Source organism: Streptomyces sp. NEAU-W12 (genome assembly GCF_026242095.1).
Classification (GTDB): Bacteria; Actinomycetota; Actinomycetes; order Streptomycetales; family Streptomycetaceae; genus Streptomyces.
Genome location: NZ_JAPJDM010000020.1, coordinates 86829 through 108048 on the forward strand (window position 1 = coordinate 86829; position 21220 = coordinate 108048).

Here is a 21220-nt window from a genome sequence, read left to right on the forward strand (position 1 = left end):
GCTGTTGCCCGACCAGATTCACACGGCCCATCACCCCCCGCATGTCGATCAGTTACGCAGCGTGTTCCGATGCCGTTCCGAGCCCGGTCCGGTGCTGTTCGTCGGCGGTGCCGCCGGCCCCGACCAGCCCCGTCCGCATGCCGGTGAGCCGGTCCGCGAACCGCCGCACCTCCCGCTGCCCGACGGTCCCGATCATGCCGGGCAGGTAACCGCGTACGCCCTGCATCCCTCGCAGCCACCACTGCCCGTACACGTGGCTGGAGCGCCGTTCGATCCCGGCGACGAGCCGGTCCACCGCGGGGCCCAGCGGGTACGTCTTGTTCGCCGGCCACGGCAGCCGCTGCCGCAGCTCCCGCATCACCGTGTCCTGGTCGGCCCCGCGCACCATGTCCGTGTCGGTCCACGACAGATAGCCGACGCCGACCCGCACACCCAGGTGTCCGACCTCGGCCCGCAGACTGTGCGCGTACGCCTCCACACCGGACTTGGACGCGCAGTACGCGGTCATCATCGGGGCCGGGGTGATCGCGGCGAGCGAGGCGATCTGGAGCAGGTAGCCACGGCTCTCGGTCAGCAGCGGCAGGAACGCGCGGGCGGTGACGGCCGACCCGATCAGGTTGACCTCGATGACCCGCCGCCAGGCCTCCGGGTCGGAGTCGGCGAACGGACCGCCGTTCGCCACACCGGCGTTGGCGACGACCACGTCGACCCGCCCGAAGCGCTCCTTCACCTCCGCCGCGACCCGGGCCATCGCCTCGTGGTCGGTGACGTCGGCGTGCCAGTGGCCGCTCTCGGCGTGCAGCCTCTCCGAGACCTGCTTGAGCCCGTCCGGCTCCAGCCCGACCAGCGCCACCTTCACCCCGCGCGCGGACAGCTTGCGGGCGAGCAACTCCCCCACCCCGCGCGCCGCTCCGGTGACGACGGCGACCTGACCTTCGAGACGGCCCCTGGTCATGCGCTGTCCACTCATGCGCTCTCCTCGGCAGGTATGGCGGGTGCAACCGGTGCGGCGGGTACGGCGGGTACAACGGGTACAACGGGTGTGGCGGGTACCGGAGGTGCGGCGGACTCGGCAGACACGGCGGGTACAACCGGTACGGCAGGTGCGGCGGACTCGACAGGTGCGGTCGGCACGACAGGCACGGCAGACACTGACGGCACGGCAGACACGGCAGGCGCGGCAGGCAGGTGGGTGGCGGCGAGTTCACGGATCCGCGCGGTGACCAGGCCGGGCGCCTCGACGGGGGTCATGTGGCCGACGCCGGGCAGTTCGGTGAGCCCGAGGCAGTGCGGCAGCCCGGCGGCGATCGCCCGCGCGTGCACCGGCGGGGTCAGCCGGTCCGCGGTGCCGACGACGACGGCCGTGGGCACCCGCACCTCCCTCACGGCGTGGCCGAGGTCGAGCAGGCCGAGCACGTGCGACCAGGAGTGGCGGACCGTGCGCGGGCAGGCGTGCACGATGCGGGCGCACGCCTCGACCATGTGCGGCGTCGAACCGGGTCCCATCGTCGCGTACTTGAGGATGCGGCGGGCGGCCGGCGTGACGGGTCCGAGCGGGGCCCGGGAGCCGAGGACGCGCCGGGTCAGCCAGGTCCGTACCCGTCCCGGCCGGATCGGCAGCACCGTCGACTCGGCGATCAGCCGTGAACTTCCGGTGCTGCACAGCAGGACGGCCCCCGCGTGCTCGACGAAGGCGGGCCGGGCGGACGCGGCCATGACCGTCATGCCGCCCATGGAGTGTCCGGCGATCACGGCCTGTTCGCCGGGTGCGAGCGTGGCGGTCAGGACGGCTTCCAGGTCGTCGGCGAGCGTGTCGGTGGTGCAGTCACGGCTCGCAGGGGTGCGTCCGTGGCCGCGCTGGTCGTAGGCGATCACCCGGTGGTCGGTGGCGAGTTCGCGGATCTGGGCCGCCCAGAAGGCGGTCGAGCAGGTCCAGCCGTGGGCGAGGACGACCGCGGGTGCCCCGTCGGGCCCGTGCGTCTCGACGTGCAGCCGGGTGCCGTCGGCGGACACGGCGGTGAGTTCGCGAGCGGGGACGGGCGGGGCGTAGGGCCCTGCGGAGACATGCGCCGGCCGGCTCACGCGGCCACCTCGGCGCTCTCGTGGGGTGCGGTGCTCCTCTTCCCGGGCGCCGCCCGCAGGACGGTGTACTCGGCGAGGTCCACGCGCCGGGTGGCCCGCCGGAACTCGGCGGTCGTCCCCGGCCAGACGGTGGTGTTGCGGCCGTTCGCGTCCAGGTACCAGCTGGTGCAGCCACCGGTGTTCCACACCGTGCGCTTCATCCGCTCCTGCACCCGGTGGTTCCAGCCGCGGACGGCACCGGGGCGGGCGTCGAGGGCGACCCGGCCGCCGAGGACGTCGAGTTGGCGGAGGTAGTCGGCCAGGTAGTTCAGCTGGGACTCGATCATGAGGATCATGGAGGAGTTCCCGAGGCCGGTGTTGGGCCCGATGAGCGTCATGAAGTTGGGGAACCCGGCGGCCGCGGCACCGCGCAGCGCCTCCATGCCGCCCGTCCAGGTCTCGGCGAGGGTCTTGCCCTGCGCACCGACGACCCGCTCGGCGATGGGCATGTCGGTGACGTGGAACCCGGTCCCGAACACGATCGCGTCGACCTCGGCCTCGGTCCCGTCGGCCGCGACGACGGTCGACCCGCGGACCTCGCTCAGCCCTCCGTCGACGACGTCGACGTTGGGCTGCGCGATCGCCGGATAGTACGTGCTGGACAGCAGGATGCGCTTGCAGCCGATGCGGTAGTCGGGGGTGAGCCGGGCGCGCAGGGCGGGGTCCTTGACGGCGCGGGCCATGGTGCGCTTGGCCAGTTGCTCCACGAAGCCCAGCTCGCCCGGGTGCTTGGTGAATGCCTGGACCTGCAGCTCCCTCACCCCCCACAGCAGTCCGCGGCGCAGCTGGGTGGTGAAGGGCAGTGCCCGGTGCAGGGCCCGCTCGGCGCCGCCGATGGCCCGGTCGACGCGGGGCAGGACCCAGGGCGGGGTGCGCTGGAAGAGGGTGAGGCGGGAGACCAACGGCTGGACGGCCGGCACGATCTGGATCGCCGACGCGCCCGTGCCGACCATGGCGACCCGCTTGCCGCGCAGGTCGTAGTCGTGGTCCCAGCGGGCGGAGTGGAAGACCTTGCCGGGGAAGGTCTCGAGCCCCGGGACGGCGGGGACCTTGGGCTCCGACAGCGGTCCGGTGGCGGACACGACCACGTCCGCGCTGAGGTTGCCGCTGCTGGTCTCGATGTCCCAGCGGAGCCGCTCGGGGTCCCACACCATCCGCTTCACCTCCGAGTCGAAGCGGATGTGCGGGCGCAGCCCGAAGACGTCGGTGACGTGCTCGAGGTAGGCGCGGATGTGCTCCTGCCCGGAGAAGGAGCGCGGCCAGTCGGGGTTGGGCGCGAAGGAGAACGAGTACAGGTGCGAGGGCACGTCGCACGCGCACCCCGGATAGCTGTTGTCCCGCCAGGTTCCGCCGACGGAACCGGCCCGCTCCAGGACGACGAAGTCGGTGACCCCTTCGCGGCGCAGTCGCACGGCGGCCCCCAGCCCGCCGAACCCGGACCCGATCACCGCGACCCGTACGTGCTCGTGCTCGTGCTCGTGTTCGTGCTCGGTCATCCCGAAGCCTCCCGCCCTTGCGCACCGCAGAGAACCTTGCCAGTGACCACTGGCGCAATGGGGAGAGTAGGGCAGTCGGCTACTGATGGGTAGGGGGTGCGCGGGAAAAAGTTACCGCCGGTACGCACTCGGGGGCCGTGCCCGTCGCGCTCCCTCGAGTCCGATGGCAGGGCCTAGGCTGCTGGCGTGGCAGAGGAAGCGGAACCCAGGGGCGAGCGGCGCGAGTACCGCATGGAGGAACTGGCCCGCCTGGCCGGCATCACAGTGCGCACGCTGCGCTTCTACCGCGAACGCAAGCTGATACCGCCGCCCCGCCGCGAGGGCCGCATAGCCTGGTACGACGACCAGCACCTGGCCCGGCTGCGCACGATCACGGCGCTGCTGGAACGCGGCCACACCCTGAACGGCATAGCGGAACTCGCCGAGGCCTTCGACCACGGCCGCGACGTCGGTGAACTCCTCGGCGTGGACACCCCCACCGAGGAAACGCCGGTCCGCCTCACCCCCGAGGAGCTCGCCGACTACTTCGCGGGCGACGTCACCCCGGAGAACCTGGCCGCCGCGATGGACCTCGGCTACCTCGGCACGGACGGCGAGGAGATCGTCCACATCAGCCGCCGCCTGCTGGACGTCTCGTCCGCCCTGGTCCGCGAGGGCATCCCGCTCGCGGAGGTGCTGCGCGCGGGCCGCGAGGTCCGCGCCCACACCGAGGCCGTGGCCGACCTCTTCGCCGGGCTGATCCTGCGCCACGCCCCCGAGGAGGCCGTGCGGCGCCTGCGCCCCCTGGCCCGCAGCGTGGTCGACGCCGAGCTCTCCCTGGCGATGGACCGCCGGCTGCGCACACGGGACTGACGGCTGTCAGCGGTCGTGGACCACGGTCACCGGAGCGTGGTCCGACCACCGCTCGGCATGGGTGCCCGCCCGCTCGACTCCCTACACGTCGAACACAGCCGTTACGGGGGCGTGGTCGCTCCACCGCTCGGCATGGCTGGTCGCCCGCTCCACGTACGCCTTCACCGCGCGCTCTGCGAGACCGGGCGAACCGACGATGAGGTCAATGCGCCAACCTGCGTCGTTGTCAAAAGCCCGCCCCCGGTACGACCACCACGAGTAGGGCCCCTCGGTCTCCGGATGCAGCGCCCGTACGACGTCCACGTACCCGCCGTCGGCCGGGTCGAGGACCCGCCCCAGCCACTCCCGCTCCTCCGGCAGGAACCCGGAGTTCTTGGTGTTGCCGCGCCAGTTCTTCAGGTCGGCCTGCTGGTGCGCGATGTTCCAGTCCCCGCACACCACGACCTCACGGCCGTCGGCGGCGGCCCGCTCCCGCAGGCCCTTCAGGTAGGCGAGGAACTCCCCCATGAAGCGGATCTTCTCGTCCTGCCGCTCGGTACCGACCTCGCCGGAGGGCAGGTACAGGGACGCGACGGTGACCCCGGGGAGGTCCGCCTCCACGTACCGCCCGCTGCCGTCGAACTCGGCCGACCCGAACCCGACCTGGACGCGATCGGGCGCACGCCGCGTATACAGCGAAACCCCGGCGCGCCCCTTCGCGGCGGCGGGCGCGTGCACCACATGCCACCCCTCGGGCTCCCGGACGTGCCCGGGCAGTTGCTGCGGCTCCGCGCGCACCTCCTGCAGGCACACCGCGTCGGCGGAGGTCCCGGCCAGCCACTCCACGAAGCCCTTCTTCGCGGCGGCACGCAGTCCGTTGACGTTGACGGAGGTCACAGTGAACAAAACACACTCCCAGCTCTCACTGTCGGCCCCTCCCCGGACACGTTGACGGAGGTCACAGTGAACATCAGGGCACGATACCGGCACACTGGAGTGTCCCCGCAATCAGCCCGAACGGGCCCCTGACCACTTCGAACAGCCCGAAAAACAATCCCCACCCCACCTTGGACTGCCCTACCGTGCCCACCATGACCATCCGCCCCGTCCCCTACGACCACCCCGACGCCGTCAAGCTGAACGACGAGGTCCAGGCCGAGTACCACGTCCGTTACGGCGACGGCGGCGACGCCACCCCCATGGACCCGGCGCACTTCCGGCCGCCGAACGGTGTCTACCTGATCGCCTACGACGAGAACGACACCCCCGTCGCCTCCGGCGGCTGGCGCGTCCAGAACGCCAACGGCGAGGGCAACCGCGACGGGGACGCCGAGCTGAAGCGGATGTACGTGAGCGAGCAGATGCGCGGCCGGGGCCTGGCCCGCCGCATCCTGGCCGCCCTGGAGGAGGACGCCCGCGCGGCCGGCCGCCTGCGCATGGTCCTGGAGACCGGCACGAAGCAGCCGGAGGCCATCGCCCTGTACACCTCCAGCGGCTACGAGCCCTGCGAGAAGTTCGGCTACTACCGTTTCCACGAGTCGAGCCGCTGCTACGCGAAGCCGCTGTAGGGACCGGACCCGCCGGTCACCGACCGGGCTCCGTCTCCCTGACCCTGTGGCGGGTCCCCGACGCCGCTTCGAGTCGTTGACGTGCACGAACCGAAGGGTGCGGTCGGGACCACCCTTCGGCGGCTCCGGGTGTGCGCTGCCGGAGGAACGGTGGGTGGCCAAGGGGCACCGCCGGCGGTCGGCGAAGCCGGGACACCGCCTCCCTCGAGCTTGCGGGTGCAGGAGGCCGGCCCATTGCGCCGCGACGGGCCGGCCGACCCGCCTCCCGCGTCGCACCCACCCCACCGGCTCGTCCGCCACCGCGCCCTCGGCCTTCAGCTCCTTGAGGAACAAGCCTTTCCGACGCACCCCTTCGCTCACCCGGTCCACGATGTGGATCGTGCGGCCGTCCGGCGCGGGCGACGTCTCCGGCTCGTCCGGTACGTCCTGGACGCAACCCGGAGAACACGTGCTGGATCGCCTTCGCCGGTACAGGGCGTCCACGGGCCACGGGCCGACGTCGAGATGAGGTGACGGCCGGCGCCGGCCTCTTGTGGTGCGCAACACGAAGAAGTCCCCGCCGGTTTCCCGGCGGGGACTTTCAGCTGCGGTGGACCTGTGGGGATTTGAACCCCAGACCCCCTCGATGCGAACGAGGTGCGCTACCAGACTGCGCCACAGGCCCTTGCAACGAGAGAAACCTTAGCACCCCGATCGGGGTGCTCGGAAATCCGTTGCCGGTGGGGGGTCACCTGCGGTTTCGGAAGGTCATTCGTTGGCGGCGCGGGGGCGGTCGCCGTCCTCGTACTGGTCGAACAGCGGGGTGCGGCCGCGTTCGCGGGCCCGGTGGGCCGGGGCCGCCGCGGGGGTCCCCCCGCGCGGGCCCCTCCGGGCCTGGGGGAGGGCGTCGGTGCGGCCGGGCTCGTCCGGGTGGCCGTCCTCGCCGGTCCCGGCACCCTCCGGGTCCGCGCCGTCGGACGCGGCGGTCTCCTCCGGGCCCGGGGCCATGGAGCTCGAGCGGGCCGAGCTCCAGGTGTCCGGGGCGCCGAGGTCCACGCCGCTGGTGGCGCGCGGGGCGACCGGGGCGGTCACGTAGGTGGGCAGCGGAACCGGGACCGGGTCCCAGCTGTCGCCGCCCTGGCCGGGGCGCCGCCGGCGCTCGCGCTGCTGGTCGATCCACTCGGCGTGGTCGGTCTGCTCCACAAGGGCCCGCCGGTCGGCGGCCAGGGCGGAGAGGCCGGGGTCGGTGGCGGGGTTCACGTCCGCCTCGAAGCCCTGCTCCGGACCCTCCGGTTCGTCGGTGTCCGTGTCGGCGACAGGCGGGCGGCGGCGCGGCCGGCGTTCACGCTCACGCAGCCGCTGCGCCGCGACCTCGGCCTGGCGGCGGTCCATCTGGTACGCGAACCGGCGGCGCTCCTGGGAACGCAGGTACGCGATGTAGACGCTCAGCAGCACGGCCGGCACTCCGGGCGCCCACAGGAACGCGAGTCCACCGACCGCCGCGACGACCGCGCCGAGTGTGAAGGCGAGGAAGAGCAGGGTGGTGGTGCGCCGGCGGCGTGCGAGCACCTTCGAGCGCCGGGCACGTGCCGCGGCGGCCTGCGCTGCCGCGGACTGCTGGGCAGAGGCCCGGTCCGGTCCGGCGGGTCGCACCCTTCGGGTGCCCCGTTCGCGGCGGGCGGACGGGACGCGCCCGTGTGCGGGACGGGCTTCGGAGCCGGGCTCGGGTTCGGGGCCGCGGTGGTCCGGCCGCTGCGCGGGCTGCTGCTCCCGTACGGGTGCCTGCGCCTGCGGGCGGGTCCGGGACACGGCGAAGGCCCGGACGTCCACCGAATCGGTGACCGCGTCCGGGTCGTGGACGCCCTGCTCCTCCTCGTCGGTGGAGCGCGCCCGCAGGTCCTTGGCGTACCGGCGCTCCATGCCCGCCCGTCCGGACAACAGACGGATGGCCGTGCTGAAGCGTTCCGTCGGACGGGCTTCGTTCAGCTCGTCCTGCCTACGGAGCCACATCGGCACCAAGTAGGCGGCCCAGGCCCCGACAATGACTGCGTAGATGAGGCCGCTGCTGCTCACGCCTCACACGGTAGAGGGGTTTAGGTGGGGCCATCCGCCAATTGAGCCGGTGTGTCGCACCTTCCGGCTGATATCTCGAACTTTTTTGGATCGATGCGATCAGCAGACCGTCCGAAACGCGAAATCCCCTGCCCCCACTGGCTTCGAGCGGTCACCGGACGGCTAAATTCGAACGTTTATTCAATTACCAGGGCCGTGCGGTATTCCGGGATGACGCCATCCGCCCTCGGGCCGCCCCGACCGCTCCGGCCGGCCTTGCCCCTCCGCCTGTTCACGCCGGGATCGTGTCCTTTGCCAGCGGCCGAGCAACCCCTCGGGCACTTCTTCCGCGGTGAGCGCGAAGACGAGGTGGTCGCGCCAGTCCCCGTCGATGTGCAGATAACGCGGGCGCAGCCCTTCCTCACGGAATCCGAGTTTCTCCACGACCCGCCGGCTGGGCCCGTTCTCGGGGCGGATGCACACCTCGACGCGGTGCAGCCCGACCGTACGGAAGCAGTGGTCCACGGCCATCGCCACGGCCGTCGGCATGACTCCGCGGCCGGCCACCGCCTCGTCCACCCAGTAGCCGACGTGGCCCGAGCACATCGAGCCCCAGGTGATCCCGGCGACCGTCAACTGGCCGACCAGAAGCCCCTGGTACTCGATGACGAACGGCAGCATCCGGCCCGCGTGCGCCTCGGCCCGCAGATGACGGACCATCTGGCGGTAGGTCGGCCGGTGCACGACCGGGCCGGCGGGGGTGGGCGGCGGGATGGTCGCCTCCCAGGGCCGCAGCCAGTCACGGTTGCGGCGGTTGACCTCGCGCCAGGCCCGCTGGTCGCGCATCTTTATGGGCCTCAGGACGACGTCGCCGGCGACCAGCTCCACGGGCCAGGCCGGGCCGTTCAGCTCGCACCCCCGCCACTGGCCCCCGGCCCGGGATGGTCACCGCCGCGCAGCTGGTCCACCGCGTGCTTCAGCAGCGGCTCCAGGACGGCGAGGCCGTCCTTCACCCCGCCGCGGGACCCCGGCAGGTTGACGATCAGGGTTCCGTTCTCCGTGACCCCCGCGATGCCCCGGGAGAGGGCGGCCGTCGGCACCTTGTCCCGGCCGTGGGCCCGGATGGCCTCCGCGATGCCGGGCACCTCGTGGCCGATCACCGCGCGGGTCGCCTCGGGGGTGCGGTCGGTGGGCGAGATGCCGGTGCCGCCGGTGGTCACGATGACGTCGTACCCGGCCTCGGTGCCGGCGCGCAGCGTGGCCTGGACCGGGTCGCCGTCCGGGACCACCTGGGGGCCGTCGACGGCGAAGCCGAAGCGCCTCAGGCCCTCGGCGACCAACGGGCCGCCCGTGTCCTCGTAGACGCCGGCGGCGGCCCGGTTGGAGGCGGTGACCACCAGCGCGCTGTACGGCGCGAGCAGTGCGCCGCCGGCGGACGCGACGGTGGGGGACGCGTCGCCGATGGATGCGTCGCCTGTCATGTCCTGCTCCAGTCGCCCGACGTGCCGCCCGTCTTCTCCTCCACCCGTACGTCCGTGATGACCGCCTTCTTGTCGACCGCCTTGACCATGTCGACCACGGTGAGCGCGGCGACCGAGACCGCGGTGAGCGCCTCCATCTCGACGCCCGTGCGGTCCGTCGTCCTCACGGTGGCCGTGATCTCCACGGCGTCGTCCGCGACCGACAGGTCCAGTTTCACACCGGACACCGCCAAGGGGTGGCACAGCGGGATCAGATCGGGGGTGCGTTTGGCTCCCATGATGCCCGCGATCCGCGCGGTGGCCAGGGCGTCTCCCTTGGGTACCCCCTCGCCGCGCAGCAGTTCGATCACGCGGGGGGAGACCAGGACCCGGCCGGTGGCGCGGGCGGTGCGCGCGGTCACGTCCTTGCCGGAGACGTCGACCATGCGGGCGGCGCCCGCCTCGTCGATGTGCGTCAGACGACCCTGGTCGGTCGGGCGGCCCTGGTCGGTCGGGCGACTCGGGTCGGTCAGGCGGCGCTGGTCAGGGGGTCCGGGGGTGTCCCCCCGGGAAGGCACGGTCATGAGTGTGGCGCTCCCGGTCCGGGCCCGCCGCGGTGCGGCGCACGGGCCTGCTGTGCGCGACACGGTACCGCCAACCCGTGCGGGTCAGCCGAGCAGGATCACCTCGACGTCGGCGCCGGAGACGACGGACTCGGTCTCCTCGCCCACGACGATCAGCGCGTTCGCCCGGGCGAGGGCGGCCACCAGGTGGGATCCGGCGCCGCCGACCGGGGTGACCTCTCCGTCGGCGTACCGGCCGCGCAGGAACTGGCGGCGGCCCTTCGGGGACCTCAGCGCCGCGTCCGCGGTGAGGGTGGCGCGCGTTCTCGGCCGGTGGACGTCGGTGAGGCCCATCAGGGTGCGGATGGCGGGGCGGGCGAACAGCTCGAAGGAGACGTACGAGGAGACCGGGTTGCCGGGGAGGGCCAGCAGCGGGGTGTGGTCGGGGCCGATGGAGCCGAAGCCCTGGGGCTTGCCGGGTTGCATGGCGAGCTTGCGGAAGTCGATGCCGCTGCCCGGCTCGTCCTCGTCCCCGACGGACGACAGCGCCTCCCTGACGACGTCGTACGCCCCGACGCTCACACCGCCGGTGGTGACCATCAGGTCGGCGCGCACCAGCTGGTCCTCGATGGTGTCCCGCAGGGTGTCGGCGTCGTCGGCGACGGCACCCACGCGGTAGGCGATGGCGCCGGCGTCGCGGGCGCAGGCGGTGAGGGAGAAGCTGTTGGAGTCGTAGATCTGGCCGGCACCCAGCTCCCCCTCGGGCTGGACGAGTTCGCTGCCGGTGGACATCACCACCACGCGCGGGCGCGGGCGCACGCGCACCGTGCCGCGGCCGATCGCGGCCAGGAGGGAGATCTGCGGCGGGCCGAGGACCGTGCCGGCCTCCAGTGCGCGGTCTCCGGCCCGTACGTCGCTGCCCTTGGCGCGCACGTGCGCGCGGGCCCCGGCCGAGCGGTACACGAGCACCTGCCCGGTGGCCCCCTCGGGGGCCGGGCCGCGGGCCCGCATCGCGGCGACCGGGCCCTCGCCGAGCCCGCCGTCGGTCCACTCGACGGGGACGACGGTCTCGGCACCGGGCGGGAGCGGGGCGCCGGTCATGATGCGCACGGCCTGGCCGGGGCCGACCCGGAGCAGGTCGGCCTGGCCCGCCGCGACGTCGCCGAGGACCTCGAGGGCCGCCGGGTACTGCTCGCTCGCGCCCGCGACATCCGCGACCCGCACCGCGTACCCGTCCATGGAGCTGTTGTCGAACGGCGGCAGGGACACCGGCACCGTGACGTCGTCGACCAGGACGCAGCCCTGGGCGTCGAGGAGGTTCAGCTCGATGGGTTCCAGGGGGCGGACGGTGGCGAGGATGTCGTCCAGGTGCTCGTCCACCGACCAGAGGCGGTCCGGTCCTGCGGTGCGGGGCGCGGCGGTGCTCAAGGCTGCTGCATCTCCTCGGTGACGTAACGGCGGAGCCAGGTCCGGAAGTCCGGTCCCAGGTCCTCACGTTCGCACGCGAGTCGCACGATGGCACGCAGGTAGTCGCCCCGGTCGCCGGTGTCATAACGGCGGCCCTTGAAGACCACGCCGTGCACCGGGCCGCCGACGTTCTCGTCGTCCGCGAGCTGCTGGAGGGCGTCGGTCAGCTGGATCTCGCCGCCGCGGCCCGGCTCGGTCTTCCGGAGTATGCCGAAGACGTGCGGGTCGAGGACGTAGCGGCCGATGATGGCGTAGTTGGAGGGCGCGTCGGCCGGGTCGGGCTTCTCGACCAGGCCGCTGACCCGGACCACGTCGGAGTCGGCGGTGGTCTCGACGGCGGCGGAGCCGTAGAGGTGGATCTGCTCCGGGGCGACCTCCATGAGCGCGACGACGCTGCCGCCGTGCTGCTCCTGGACCTCGATCATGCGCTGGAGCAGGAGGTCGCGCGGGTCGATCAGGTCGTCACCCAGGAGGACGGCGAAGGGTTCGTCGCCGACGTGCGGGGCGGCGCACAGGACGGCGTGGCCGAGGCCCTTGGGGTCGCCCTGGCGGACGTAGTGCATCGTCGCGAGGTCACTGGATTCCTGGACCTTGGCGAGGCGGGCGGCGTCACCCTTCCTGTTGAGGGCGGACTCCAGTTCGTAGTTGCGGTCGAAATGGTCCTCCAGGGGGCGCTTGTTGCGGCCCGTCACCATGAGGACGTCGTCGAGGCCCGCGGCGGCGGCCTCTTCGACCACGTACTGGATCGCCGGCTTGTCGACGACCGGCAGCATCTCCTTGGGAGTGGCCTTGGTGGCCGGCAGGAACCGGGTACCGAGGCCCGCTGCGGGGATGACAGCCTTGGTGATCCGAGGGTGCGACTGAATCATGCCCGCCACCATATCCGCTGCCTTCGCAGGGAATCTGGGGCTCCGCACATTTAAAGCTCATATGAGCATATTGGAACGGTACGGGGACAGAGTTGAGACGGAACGAACGCGTGAACGATCATGCCAAGCGGGCCTTGCGACGGGAAGTCCTCCTGGCGAGGGGGAGGTTGACGGCGGATGACGTAAGGGAGTCCGCGACCGCGTTGGCCGACCGGGCGCTCGGACTGCCCGAACTGGCGCACGCGCGCACGGTGGCGGCGTACGTCTCCGTCGGGAGTGAACCCGGCACGCCCGCGCTCCTCGACGCCCTGCGCGCGCGGGGCGTACGCGTGCTGCTGCCGGCCCTGCTCCCCGACAACGACCTGGACTGGGGCGCGTACACCGGCGGGGGGTCACTCGCGCGCGTGCGGCACGGCGGCGGGCGGTTGACGCTGCTCGAACCGTCCGGGGAGCGCCTCGGTCCGGACGCCGTGACCGGGGCGGACGTGGTGCTGCTGCCGGGCCTGGCCGTCGACGGGCGCGGGATGCGGCTGGGACGCGGCGGAGGCTCCTACGACCGGGTGCTGGCCCGGCTGGAACGCGCGGGCGCACACCCGGCGCTGGTGGTGCTGCTGTACGGCACGGAGGTCGTCGAGCGGGTTCCCGAGGAGCCGCACGACCGCCCGGTGCACGCGGTGGTGACGCCTTCGGGGGTACGGCGGTTCGGCTGAGCCGGTACACGGAAAGCGGCCTCCACGCACGCGTGGAGGCCGCTTTCCGTGTCAGCGAAGGCCGCTGCTCACGGCTTGAGCAGCAGGGTGTTCTCGGTGTTCTTCCCGACCGCCTTCTCCGAGAAGGACCACTCGAGCAGTTCGCCCTCGGCCCACTTGTCCGTCTGGTCGACGTAGTGGGCGCTGTAGGCGTGTCCGGAGGCGCCGGTGAGGTTGATCCACCGCGACTTGTCGAGGTCGCCGAGGTTGACCACCATCCGCATCGACGGCACCCACACCACCCCGTAGCCGCCGGCGGCGTTCCAGCCGGTGGCGTTGACCGTGGCCTCGCCGCCGCCGAGCTTCCAGGGGCCCCGGTTGAGGGCGTACCGCACGAAGTCGGGCCCGGAGGTACCCAGGGTCTGGTTCTTCAGGAACAGGCGGTGCAGCCTGCCCCAGCTCCAGGTGTCGATGTCCTTGCCGAGCTCGGCGGTGAGTTCCCACCGCGCGTCGATCAGAGCGCGCCTGAACAGCTCGTCGCGGTTCTCCGCGCCGGGGCGGGTGCCCGACTTCGGGGTCCTCCACCAGTCGCCGTCCTCGTCCTCCATCAGCGTGCGGACCACCTCGAACCAGCGGTCGCCGCCGTCGGGCTGGGCCTGGTCCGCCTCGCGCAGGCCGCACTCGCGGACCTTGACGCGTTCCTCGGCGGGCCCGGTCGGGTTGACCGGGTCGACCCACAGGCACTGGCCCTTGACCCGCAGTTCCTTGGGCAGCTTGTGGCCGAAGGCGAGCTTGAGGACGTTGCGCCAGACGGAGTTGAAGTAGGCCGCCGCCGCCGAGTCCGCGTTCTGGGTGTAGTCCCAGCCCTCCAGCAGCTTCTGCGCCTCGCGCACGTCCGGGTCGTCGACGTCGATCTTGAGCAGTTCGGGCACCAGCAGCTTGGCTATGCCGCTGCTGTTGTCGAGCTGCATCTGCCGCATGTCGTCGGTGGAGATCTTGCCCCCGTCCTTGATCTTCGACTGGATCAGATCGTTGACCCGCTGGCTGCGGGCGCCGTAGCCCCAGTCGGTGGTCAGGGTGTACGGGTACGTGTCCGGGTCGACGACGGCCTGGTTGGCGGTGACGATGTAGCCGCGGTCGGGGTCGAACTCGTAGGGCAGTTCGTCCTGCTCTATCCAGCCGGTCCATGCGTAGTCGGGGTTCCAGCCGGGGGCGGGGACGGAGCCGTCGTGGTCCTCTGCGCGGGTGGGGATCCTGCCGGGCAGGGTGTAGCCGATGTGGCCCTCGGTGTCCGCGTAGACGAGGTTCTGCGAGGGCACCTCGAACAGGGCGGCCGCCTCGCGGAAGCCGTCCCAGTCCTTCGCGCGGTTGATCGCGAAGACGGAGTCCATGGTGCGGCCGGCGTCCAGCGCGGTCCAGCGCAGGGAGACGCCGTAGCCGTCGCCCCGGTCGGGTGCGGCGGAGTCGACGGTCGCCTTCTTGCCGGTCCGCACCAGGTCCTTGGACCGGTCGGAGAGCAGCGGACCGTTGTTGGTCTCCCGGACGACGATCTTCTGCGCGTCGCCACCGGCGACCTCGATGGTCTCCTCGCGGGTCTTGAAGGGCACCACCTTGCCGTCGTACTGGTAGCCCTCGCCGGTGACCTTCTCCAGGTAGAGGTCGGTGACGTCGACCCCGGAGTTGGTCAGGCCCCAGGCGATGTCCTGGTTGTGGCCGATGATGACGCCGGGCAGGCCCGCGAAGGTGTAGCCGGAGACGTCGTACTGGCACTCGGCGGAGACACTGCGGCAGTGCAGGCCCATCTGGTACCAGACGGACGGCAGTGCGGGCGACAGGTGCGGGTCGTTGGCCAGCAGCGGCTCACCGGTGATGGTGTGCTTCCCGGAGACGACCCAGGAGTTGGAGCCGATGCCGTCGCCGTTGACGCCGACGGCGGTCGGCAGGTCCTGCAGGACCTGCTGGAGGCCCGTCAGCTGGCTCTCCAGGCTGCTCTCGGTGCCGGCGGTGCCGCCCGCCCCGGCCGCCCCCTCCACACCGGTGCCGGGGTCCGTCGTGCCGGTGCCGGCGCCGGCGCCCGGGTCGGTGCCGGTGCCGTCTCCGGTGCCGGTCCCCGTGCCGTCGCCCGTGCCGCTCCCGCCGCCGTCCGACTCGTAGGTGCCGGTGAGCTCGTTGTACTGGCCCTCCTGCACCACCGGCTTGTGCCGGCTGTACGGGTAGGCCGGGTACAGGTCGGCGATCTGCTCCGGGCCGAGGCGGCTGGTCATCAGGGCGCGGTCGATCTCGTCCTGCATGTTGCCGCGCAGGTCCCAGGCCATCGCCTTCAGCCAGGCCAGGGAGTCCACCGGGGTCCAGGCGCCGGGCTTGTAGTCGTTGGTGAAGCCCAGGGCCGCGTACTCCAGGGAGATGGCGGCGCCGTCCTTGCCCTTCAGGTAGGCGTTGACGCCCTTGGCGTAGGCGTCGAGGTACTTCTTCGTCGCCGGGGAGAGCGTCTTCTCGTACTCCTCCTGCGCGATCCGGTCCCAGCCCAGGGTGCGCAGGAACTCGTCGGTCTCGACCTGGCTCTCGCCGAACATCTCCGACAGGCGCCCGGAGGTCATGTGCCGGCGGACGTCCATCTCGTAGAACCGGTCCTGCGCCTGGACGTAGCCCTGCGCCATGAACAGGTCCTCGTCGGAGGAGGCGTAGATCTGCGGGATCCCGTGGTCGTCGCGCTTCACGTCGACGGTGCCCGACAGGCCCTTGAGGGTGATCGAGCCCTTGGTCTGCGGGAAGGAGGCACGCACGGTGCTGACCGACCAGTAGGCCCCGTAGACGGCACCGCCGATCAGTGCCAGCACCAGGACGAACACGATCAGACGGGCTTTGCGCCCCTTTTTCCTGCCGGACTTGCCGGGCTGCTGACCCGTGGAGGCGGTGGTATTGGGGGGCATCGCTGTCCTTGCTGTCCTTACGCGAGCGGCAGGGCGGGCTGTGCTTTTAACTGAGCGCTGGAGCAACGATAGGCGCAGGGCCCCGCGCCACTTGACGCGGAGTCGGGTACCACCCCGGACGGACGTTCGATGATGCCAGGGATGCGCGTCAAGAAAGCGTCAAGAGTTAGGTAAAGTAACGAATCGGTTCGCCGTGAACGCGCCGGCCACCCGGGCCCCGGAGAGGAGCCCGGCGCACCGCGCGGGTGCCAGGGAAGGGAACGGCCACGACTGTCCACCACCTCAACCAGCTCCTGCTCGTCTGCTCGCTGGTCCTGCTCGTCGCCGTCGTGGCGGTCCGCGTCTCCTCGCGCAGCGGGCTCCCCAGCCTGCTCGTGTACCTGGGCATCGGCATCGCCATGGGACAGGACGGCATCGGCGGCATCCACTTCGACAACGCCGAGCTGACTCAGGTCCTCGGATACGCGGCCCTGGTCGTGATCCTGGCCGAGGGCGGTCTGGGCACCAAGTGGACGGAGATCAGACCCGCCCTGCCCGCTTCCGCCGTCCTCGCGACCGTCGGCGTCGCGGCGAGCGTCGGCGTCACCGCGTCGGCCGCGCACTTCCTGATCGGGCTGGAGTGGCGGCAGGCGCTGATCATCGGCGCGGTGGTGTCCTCGACCGACGCGGCGGCCGTCTTCTCCGTGCTGCGGCGCATCCCGCTCCCCGCACGGGTGACGGGCACGCTGGAGGCCGAGTCCGGCTTCAACGACGCCCCCGTGGTCATCCTGGTGCTCGCCTTCTCCACGGCCGGCCCGGTCGAGCACTGGTACGTCCTGCTCGGCGAGATCGCCCTGGAGCTGGTCATCGGCGCCGTCATCGGACTCGCGGTGGGCCGGCTGGGCTCCCTGGGGCTCAAACACGTGGCGCTGCCCGCCTCCGGTCTCTACCCGATCGCCGTCATGGCCATCGCCGTCACCGCCTACGCGGCGGGCGCCATGGCCCACGGCAGCGGCTTCCTCGCCGTCTACCTCGCCTCGATGGTGCTGGGCAACGCCAGGCTGCCGCACTGGCCCGCCACGCGCGGGTTCGCCGAAGGGCTCGGCTGGCTCGCCCAGATCGGCATGTTCGTCCTGCTCGGTCTGCTGGTCTCCCCGCACGAGCTGGGCGACGACATCGTGCCCGCGCTGATCATCGGGCTGGTGCTGACCGTGGTGGCCCGCCCGCTGAGCGTCGTGCTGTGCCTGGTGCCGTTCCGGGTGCCCTGGCAGGAGCAGGCGCTGATGTCCTGGGCGGGGCTGCGCGGCGCCGTGCCCATCGTCCTGGCGACGATTCCGATGGTCCAGGGCGTTCCCGGCAGCCGGCCGATCTTCAACATCGTCTTCATCCTGGTCGTCGTCTACACCCTCGTCCAGGGACCGACACTGCCGTGGCTGGCCCGCGCACTGCGGCTCGGCGAGGGCGCGGAGGCCGCCGACCTGGGCATCGAGTCGGCTCCCCTGGAGCGGCTGCGCGGACACCTGCTGTCGGTCGGCATCCCGGAGGGGTCGAGGATGCACGGCGTGGAGGTCGGCGAGCTGCGGCTGCCGAAGGGGGCGGCCGTCACGCTCGTGGTGCGCGGGAGCGCCTCGTTCGTTCCGGGGCCGACGACGATACTGCGGCGCGGGGACGAACTGCTCGTCGTCGCCACCGACCCGGTCCGGGACGCCGCCGAACGCCGCCTCCGCGCGGTGGGCCGCGGCGGCAAACTGGCCGGCTGGCTGGGGGTGGGCGGGGGCGGGGCCCGGGGGTGACCGGGCGGGCGAAGGCGGGGGCCGGAAGGTCACCTCCGACGCCGTTCGCGCGGATCGGGCGCGACCCGTCACACGCCCCGTCATTCGCAGGGCCACAGGTCCCCCGTGACCATTTTCACGGGATCACAAGCGCCTGGCGCCTGCGTATGCCTGGAACCGTCTGTATCCTGCAAGCGATACCAGATCGAACCAACTCTGCCTGACGCAGAGCTGGCGCGACCGTATGGCGGCCGGCACGCCCTGAGCTGTGGCACCGGCATCTACCGCAGTCAGCGCAAGAGGACAGCTCTCGGCGTGCCCGACACCAGGGGCCCCCACGCCACCAGGCGGCAGAAAGGCACGGGCCGTGGCATCCACGGTCACCACGTCGAAGGACCCTGCGGCCACCTCCCGTCCGGGATACGGCCGACTGCTGCGCACCCGCGGCGCCTGGACGTTCCTGCTCCCCGGCTTCGCGGCACGTCAGCCGTTCGCCATGCTCACCCTCTCCATCGTGCTGCTGGTGCAGCACACCACCGGTTCGTACGGCACGGCCGGCGCCGTCGCGGCGGTCACCGGCGTCGCCATGGCCGTGTTCGCGCCCTACAGCGGCCGGCTCGCCGACCGCCACGGACAGCGCGCCGTCCTCGTCCCCGGTGTCCTGCTGCACGCCCTGTCCGGACTGACCCTGACCACGCTGGCACTGAACGGCGCCCCGCTGTGGGCGCTGTTCGCCGCCGCCGTGCCCACCGGCGCCTCGGTGCCCCAGGTCGGGCCCATGGTGCGCGCCCGCTGGGGCGTGAAGCTCAAGAACTCACCGCTGATGACCACGGCGGCGGCCTTCGAGTCCGTCACCGACGAGCTGACCTTCGTCGTCGGACCGCTGCTGGCCACCGCCCTGTGCACGGTCGTGGACCCGGCGGCGGGCCTGGTGGCCGAGGCCGCGCTGACCCTGGTCGGCGGGCTGCTGTTCGCCGCGCAGAGGGGCACGCAGCCCGAGGTCGCCGCCCGCGGGCACGCGCGCGTGCAGCACGCTTCCGCGCTGCGCGCCCCCGGGGTGCGCGTCCTGATCGTCGTCTTCCTGGGCATCGGATCCGTCTTCGGCGGCATGCAGGTGTCGCTGGCCGCGTACACCGAGTCGATCGGCGAACCCGGGCTGAACGGCATCCTGTACGGCGTCTTCGCCGCGGGAAACATGCTCTCCGGCATCGCCTGCGGCGCCGTCGCCTGGAAGGCCGCTCCCCAGCGGCGCCTGGTCATCGGGTACGCGGCGCTCGCGGTGACCGCCTCCGCCCTGTGGACCGCCCACTCGGCACTGCTCCTCGCCGGTCTCGGCCTCCTGGTCGGCATGTGCATCGCGCCCGCCCTGATCACCGGATACACGCTGGTCGACGACCTGGTCCCGGCCGGTGCCCGCACCGAGGCCTTCACCTGGCTGACCGGCGCGGTGGCCCTCGGCCAGGCGACCGCCGTCACGGTCTCCGGACAGCTGGAGGACCACCTCTGGGCCGGCGCCGGTTTCCTGGTGCCCATGGGCGGCACGGTGCTCGCCCTGGTGACGCTGCTGGCCCTGCGGTCACGGCTGGTGCCGCCCCGGACGACCCGCGAGGTCACGCGCGGCGCGGTCCGGCACGGCCCCGTCGGGATCAGTGAGATGTGACGCATCGGCGGGCCGTCCCGCAGGGCTCCGGGCAGCCCCCCGTCGGGCCCGCCGCCGCCCGCACGCGTGCACCGGCGGGCCCACGGACGCGCCTCCCGCCTGGGAGGGCACGCCCCGAGGACGCGTCCGGAGTCCGCTCGGGGCACGGGCGGGGCCCGCGCACGGGCCCGTCCTCACGACGGTCGCGTTCCGGCCGCCGCCGTGGCGGGGTGACGTGCGTTACGCCGATCACTTGCGGCACGGGTTACCATTGACGATCGTTAGCACTCAACGAGTGAGAGTGCCAGGAGGAAGACAGTGCCCACCTATCAGTACCAGTGCACCGAGTGCGGCGAGGGCCTCGAGGCGGTGCAGAAGTTCACCGATGACGCTCTTACCGAGTGCCCGAACTGCCAGGGTCGCCTGAAGAAGGTGTTCTCGGCGGTCGGCATTGTCTTCAAGGGCTCCGGCTTCTACCGCAACGACAGCCGCGGCTCCTCGTCGAGCAGCGCCCCGGGGTCGAAGACGGCCGGTTCGTCGACGGGCTCGTCCTCGTCTTCGTCCTCCGCGTCTTCCTCGTCCTCTTCCGCTTCGTCCTCCTCGGGCTCGGGTTCGACCTCGGGCTCCGGCTCGTCGTCCGGATCCGGCAGCGCCAAGAGCAGCACCGCCGGCAGCACCGCCGCCTGAGGCCGGATCCCTGCGCGCCGCCTGAGGCCGGATTCCCTTACAGGACCCCGTCGTCTTCCGACGACGGGGTCCTCGGCGGTTCCGGGGCCGGTTAGGGTGCGGAGCATGGCGAACAAGGCGAACGCCGAGATCGGCGTGATCGGCGGTTCCGGTTTCTACTCCTTCCTCGACGACGTGACCGAGGTCCATGTGGACACCCCGTACGGGGCGCCCAGCGACTCCCTCTTCCTCGGTGAACTGGCCGGCCGGCGGGTCGCCTTCCTCCCCCGGCACGGGCGCGGCCACCATCTGCCGCCCCATCGGATCAACTACCGGGCCAACCTGTGGGCGCTCAGGTCGGTCGGCGCGCGCCAGGTGCTCGGGCCGTGCGCGGTGGGCGGGCTGCGGCCCGAGTACGGGCCGGGGACGCTGCTGGTCCCGGACCAGCTCGTGGACCGTACGAAGTCCCGGGTGAACACCTACTTCGACGGACTGCCCCGACCCGACGGCACTGTCCCGAACGTCGTCCACGTGTCGTTGGCCGACCCCTACTGCCCCGCCGGCCGGGCGGTCGCCCTGAAGTCGGCGCGCGGGCGGGACTGGGAGCCGGTGGACGGCGGCACGCTGGTCGTGGTCGAGGGGCCGCGGTTCTCCACCCGCGCCGAGTCGTTGTGGCACCGGGCGCAGGGCTGGTCGGTGGTGGGCATGACCGGCCACCCCGAGACGGCGCTCGCCCGTGAACTGGAGCTCTGCTACACGTCCCTGGCCCTGGTCACCGACCTCGACGCCGGCGCCGAGACCGGCGAGGGCGTCTCGCACGACGAGGTGCTGCGGGTGTTCGCGGACAACGTGGACCGGCTGCGGAACGTGCTCTTCGACACGGTGGCGGCGCTGCCGACGACGGAGGAACGGGACTGCCCGTGCGCCTCGGCGCTGGGCGGGATGGACCCGGGCTTCGCACTGCCGTAGGGCCGCCGACGAGGGCTCGCGGTGCCGTAGGGCCGCCGACGGGGGCTCGCGGTGCCGTAGGGCCGCCGGTGCGGGGCTCGCACCGGCGGCCCACGTTCGGGTGAGGGAGTTTTCCACAGGCGGTGGTGTGTCCACAGGCGCCGGCGGAGAACGGCGGAAAGCCTCATCGT

17 protein-coding genes, 1 tRNA gene and 1 pseudogene are annotated in these 21220 nt (G+C 72.1%); 7 read left to right on the forward strand and 12 right to left on the reverse strand.

Annotation, left to right across the window (positions count from 1 at the left end; translation table 11 throughout):
• Positions 1 to 52 precede the first annotated feature (52 nt).
• The 3 genes from ORI94_RS24305 to ORI94_RS24315 are packed head-to-tail and all read right to left on the reverse strand — an operon-like array spanning position 53 to position 3617.
• Entirely contained in the window at positions 53 to 955 is a 903-nt protein-coding gene (locus ORI94_RS24305) for an SDR family oxidoreductase (protein ID WP_266079439.1), read from the reverse strand.
• A gap of 11 nt (positions 956 to 966) precedes the next feature.
• The gene (locus tag ORI94_RS24310; RefSeq protein ID WP_416237882.1) at positions 967 to 2082 is read right to left on the reverse strand and encodes an alpha/beta fold hydrolase; all 1116 of its coding nucleotides are present in this window, start codon (positions 2080 to 2082) and stop codon (positions 967 to 969) included.
• Positions 2079 to 3617, reverse strand: a complete 1539-nt coding sequence (locus ORI94_RS24315) for a flavin-containing monooxygenase (RefSeq protein ID WP_266079283.1) — start codon at positions 3615 to 3617, stop codon at positions 2079 to 2081. Before ORI94_RS24315 ends, ORI94_RS24310 begins: the two co-directional genes overlap by 4 nt.
• 231 nt (positions 3618 to 3848) lie before the next feature.
• Here ORI94_RS24315 and ORI94_RS24320 point away from each other — a divergent pair, with 231 nt between their 5' ends.
• Entirely contained in the window at positions 3849 to 4469 is a 621-nt protein-coding gene (locus ORI94_RS24320; RefSeq protein ID WP_266079441.1) for a MerR family transcriptional regulator, read from the forward strand.
• An 81-nt stretch (positions 4470 to 4550) separates the two neighbouring features.
• Here ORI94_RS24320 and ORI94_RS24325 read toward each other — a convergent pair whose 3' ends face one another.
• On the reverse strand, positions 4551 to 5354 hold the full coding sequence (locus ORI94_RS24325; RefSeq protein WP_266079285.1) for an exodeoxyribonuclease III: 804 nt from the start codon (positions 5352 to 5354) through the stop codon (positions 4551 to 4553).
• Positions 5355 to 5539: 185 nt separating this feature from the next.
• On the opposite strand from ORI94_RS24325, the gene ORI94_RS24330 reads away from it, so the two are divergent.
• The gene (locus ORI94_RS24330) at positions 5540 to 6016 is read left to right on the forward strand and encodes a GNAT family N-acetyltransferase (protein WP_266079288.1); all 477 of its coding nucleotides are present in this window, start codon (positions 5540 to 5542) and stop codon (positions 6014 to 6016) included.
• Between the two features lie 590 nt (positions 6017 to 6606).
• On the opposite strand, the gene ORI94_RS24335 is transcribed toward ORI94_RS24330, so the two are convergent.
• The 7 genes from ORI94_RS24335 to galU form a co-directional block, all read right to left on the reverse strand.
• Positions 6607 to 6680, reverse strand: a tRNA-Ala gene (locus tag ORI94_RS24335).
• An 83-nt stretch (positions 6681 to 6763) separates the two neighbouring features.
• Positions 6764 to 8068 carry a gephyrin-like molybdotransferase receptor GlpR gene (gene glpR, locus ORI94_RS24340; RefSeq protein ID WP_266079290.1) on the reverse strand — a complete coding sequence of 435 codons (1305 nt, stop codon included), beginning with the start codon at positions 8066 to 8068 and terminating at the stop codon, positions 6764 to 6766.
• A gap of 180 nt (positions 8069 to 8248) precedes the next feature.
• Positions 8249 to 8893, reverse strand: coding sequence for a GNAT family N-acetyltransferase (locus tag ORI94_RS24345; RefSeq protein WP_416237886.1), 645 nt, complete (start codon positions 8891 to 8893; stop codon positions 8249 to 8251).
• A gap of 59 nt (positions 8894 to 8952) precedes the next feature.
• On the reverse strand, positions 8953 to 9528 hold the full coding sequence (locus ORI94_RS24350) for a MogA/MoaB family molybdenum cofactor biosynthesis protein (protein ID WP_266079294.1): 576 nt from the start codon (positions 9526 to 9528) through the stop codon (positions 8953 to 8955).
• A complete protein-coding gene (gene moaC / locus ORI94_RS24355; RefSeq protein ID WP_266079296.1) occupies positions 9525 to 10091 on the reverse strand; it encodes a cyclic pyranopterin monophosphate synthase MoaC in 567 nt (188 codons plus the stop codon). The genes ORI94_RS24350 and moaC overlap by 4 nt, the downstream gene beginning before the upstream one ends.
• An 84-nt stretch (positions 10092 to 10175) precedes the next feature.
• Positions 10176 to 11498, reverse strand: a complete 1323-nt coding sequence (gene glp / locus ORI94_RS24360) for a gephyrin-like molybdotransferase Glp (protein WP_266079298.1) — start codon at positions 11496 to 11498, stop codon at positions 10176 to 10178.
• The gene (gene galU, locus ORI94_RS24365; RefSeq protein ID WP_266079300.1) at positions 11495 to 12406 is read right to left on the reverse strand and encodes a UTP--glucose-1-phosphate uridylyltransferase GalU; all 912 of its coding nucleotides are present in this window, start codon (positions 12404 to 12406) and stop codon (positions 11495 to 11497) included. The genes glp and galU overlap by 4 nt, the downstream gene beginning before the upstream one ends.
• Positions 12407 to 12573: 167 nt before the next feature.
• On the opposite strand from galU, the gene ORI94_RS24370 reads away from it, so the two are divergent.
• Positions 12574 to 13116, forward strand: a complete 543-nt coding sequence (locus ORI94_RS24370; RefSeq protein ID WP_416237883.1) for a 5-formyltetrahydrofolate cyclo-ligase — start codon at positions 12574 to 12576, stop codon at positions 13114 to 13116.
• Between the two features lie 68 nt (positions 13117 to 13184).
• Here ORI94_RS24370 and ORI94_RS24375 read toward each other — a convergent pair whose 3' ends face one another.
• A complete protein-coding gene (locus tag ORI94_RS24375; protein WP_266079304.1) occupies positions 13185 to 16025 on the reverse strand; it encodes a penicillin acylase family protein in 2841 nt (946 codons plus the stop codon).
• 249 nt (positions 16026 to 16274) lie between these two features.
• Between ORI94_RS24375 and ORI94_RS24380 the strand changes: the two are divergent.
• From ORI94_RS24380 to ORI94_RS24395, 4 genes and pseudogenes are all read left to right on the forward strand, one after another.
• A pseudogene (locus ORI94_RS24380) lies at positions 16275 to 17797 on the forward strand (potassium/proton antiporter); the annotation flags it as partial.
• Positions 17798 to 18143: 346 nt separating this feature from the next.
• Positions 18144 to 19436 carry an MFS transporter gene (locus tag ORI94_RS24385; protein WP_266079308.1) on the forward strand — a complete coding sequence of 431 codons (1293 nt, stop codon included), beginning with the start codon at positions 18144 to 18146 and terminating at the stop codon, positions 19434 to 19436.
• A gap of 297 nt (positions 19437 to 19733) precedes the next feature.
• The gene (locus ORI94_RS24390) at positions 19734 to 20102 is read left to right on the forward strand and encodes an FmdB family zinc ribbon protein (RefSeq protein WP_266079310.1); all 369 of its coding nucleotides are present in this window, start codon (positions 19734 to 19736) and stop codon (positions 20100 to 20102) included.
• A 105-nt stretch (positions 20103 to 20207) separates the two neighbouring features.
• Complete coding sequence (locus ORI94_RS24395; protein ID WP_266079312.1) at positions 20208 to 21050, forward strand: S-methyl-5'-thioadenosine phosphorylase; 843 nt, start codon at positions 20208 to 20210, stop codon at positions 21048 to 21050.
• The last annotated feature ends 170 nt before the right edge of the window (positions 21051 to 21220 follow it).

Coding starts and splice junctions, on each gene's coding strand:
- ORI94_RS24305 (WP_266079439.1), bottom strand. CDS start 955: ATGACCAGGGGCCGTCTCGAAGGTCAGGTCGCCGTCGTCACCGGAGCG.
- ORI94_RS24350 (WP_266079294.1), bottom strand. CDS start 9,528: ATGACAGGCGACGCATCCATCGGCGACGCGTCCCCCACCGTCGCGTCC.
- ORI94_RS24320 (WP_266079441.1), top strand. CDS start 3,849: ATGGAGGAACTGGCCCGCCTGGCCGGCATCACAGTGCGCACGCTGCGC.
- ORI94_RS24330 (WP_266079288.1), top strand. CDS start 5,540: ATGACCATCCGCCCCGTCCCCTACGACCACCCCGACGCCGTCAAGCTG.
- ORI94_RS24375 (WP_266079304.1), bottom strand. CDS start 16,025: ATGCCCCCCAATACCACCGCCTCCACGGGTCAGCAGCCCGGCAAGTCC.
- moaC (WP_266079296.1), bottom strand. CDS start 10,091: ATGACCGTGCCTTCCCGGGGGGACACCCCCGGACCCCCTGACCAGCGC.
- galU (WP_266079300.1), bottom strand. CDS start 12,406: ATGATTCAGTCGCACCCTCGGATCACCAAGGCTGTCATCCCCGCAGCG.
- ORI94_RS24395 (WP_266079312.1), top strand. CDS start 20,208: ATGGCGAACAAGGCGAACGCCGAGATCGGCGTGATCGGCGGTTCCGGT.
- ORI94_RS24345 (WP_416237886.1), bottom strand. CDS start 8,893: ATGCGCGACCAGCGGGCCTGGCGCGAGGTCAACCGCCGCAACCGTGAC.
- ORI94_RS24315 (WP_266079283.1), bottom strand. CDS start 3,617: ATGACCGAGCACGAACACGAGCACGAGCACGAGCACGTACGGGTCGCG.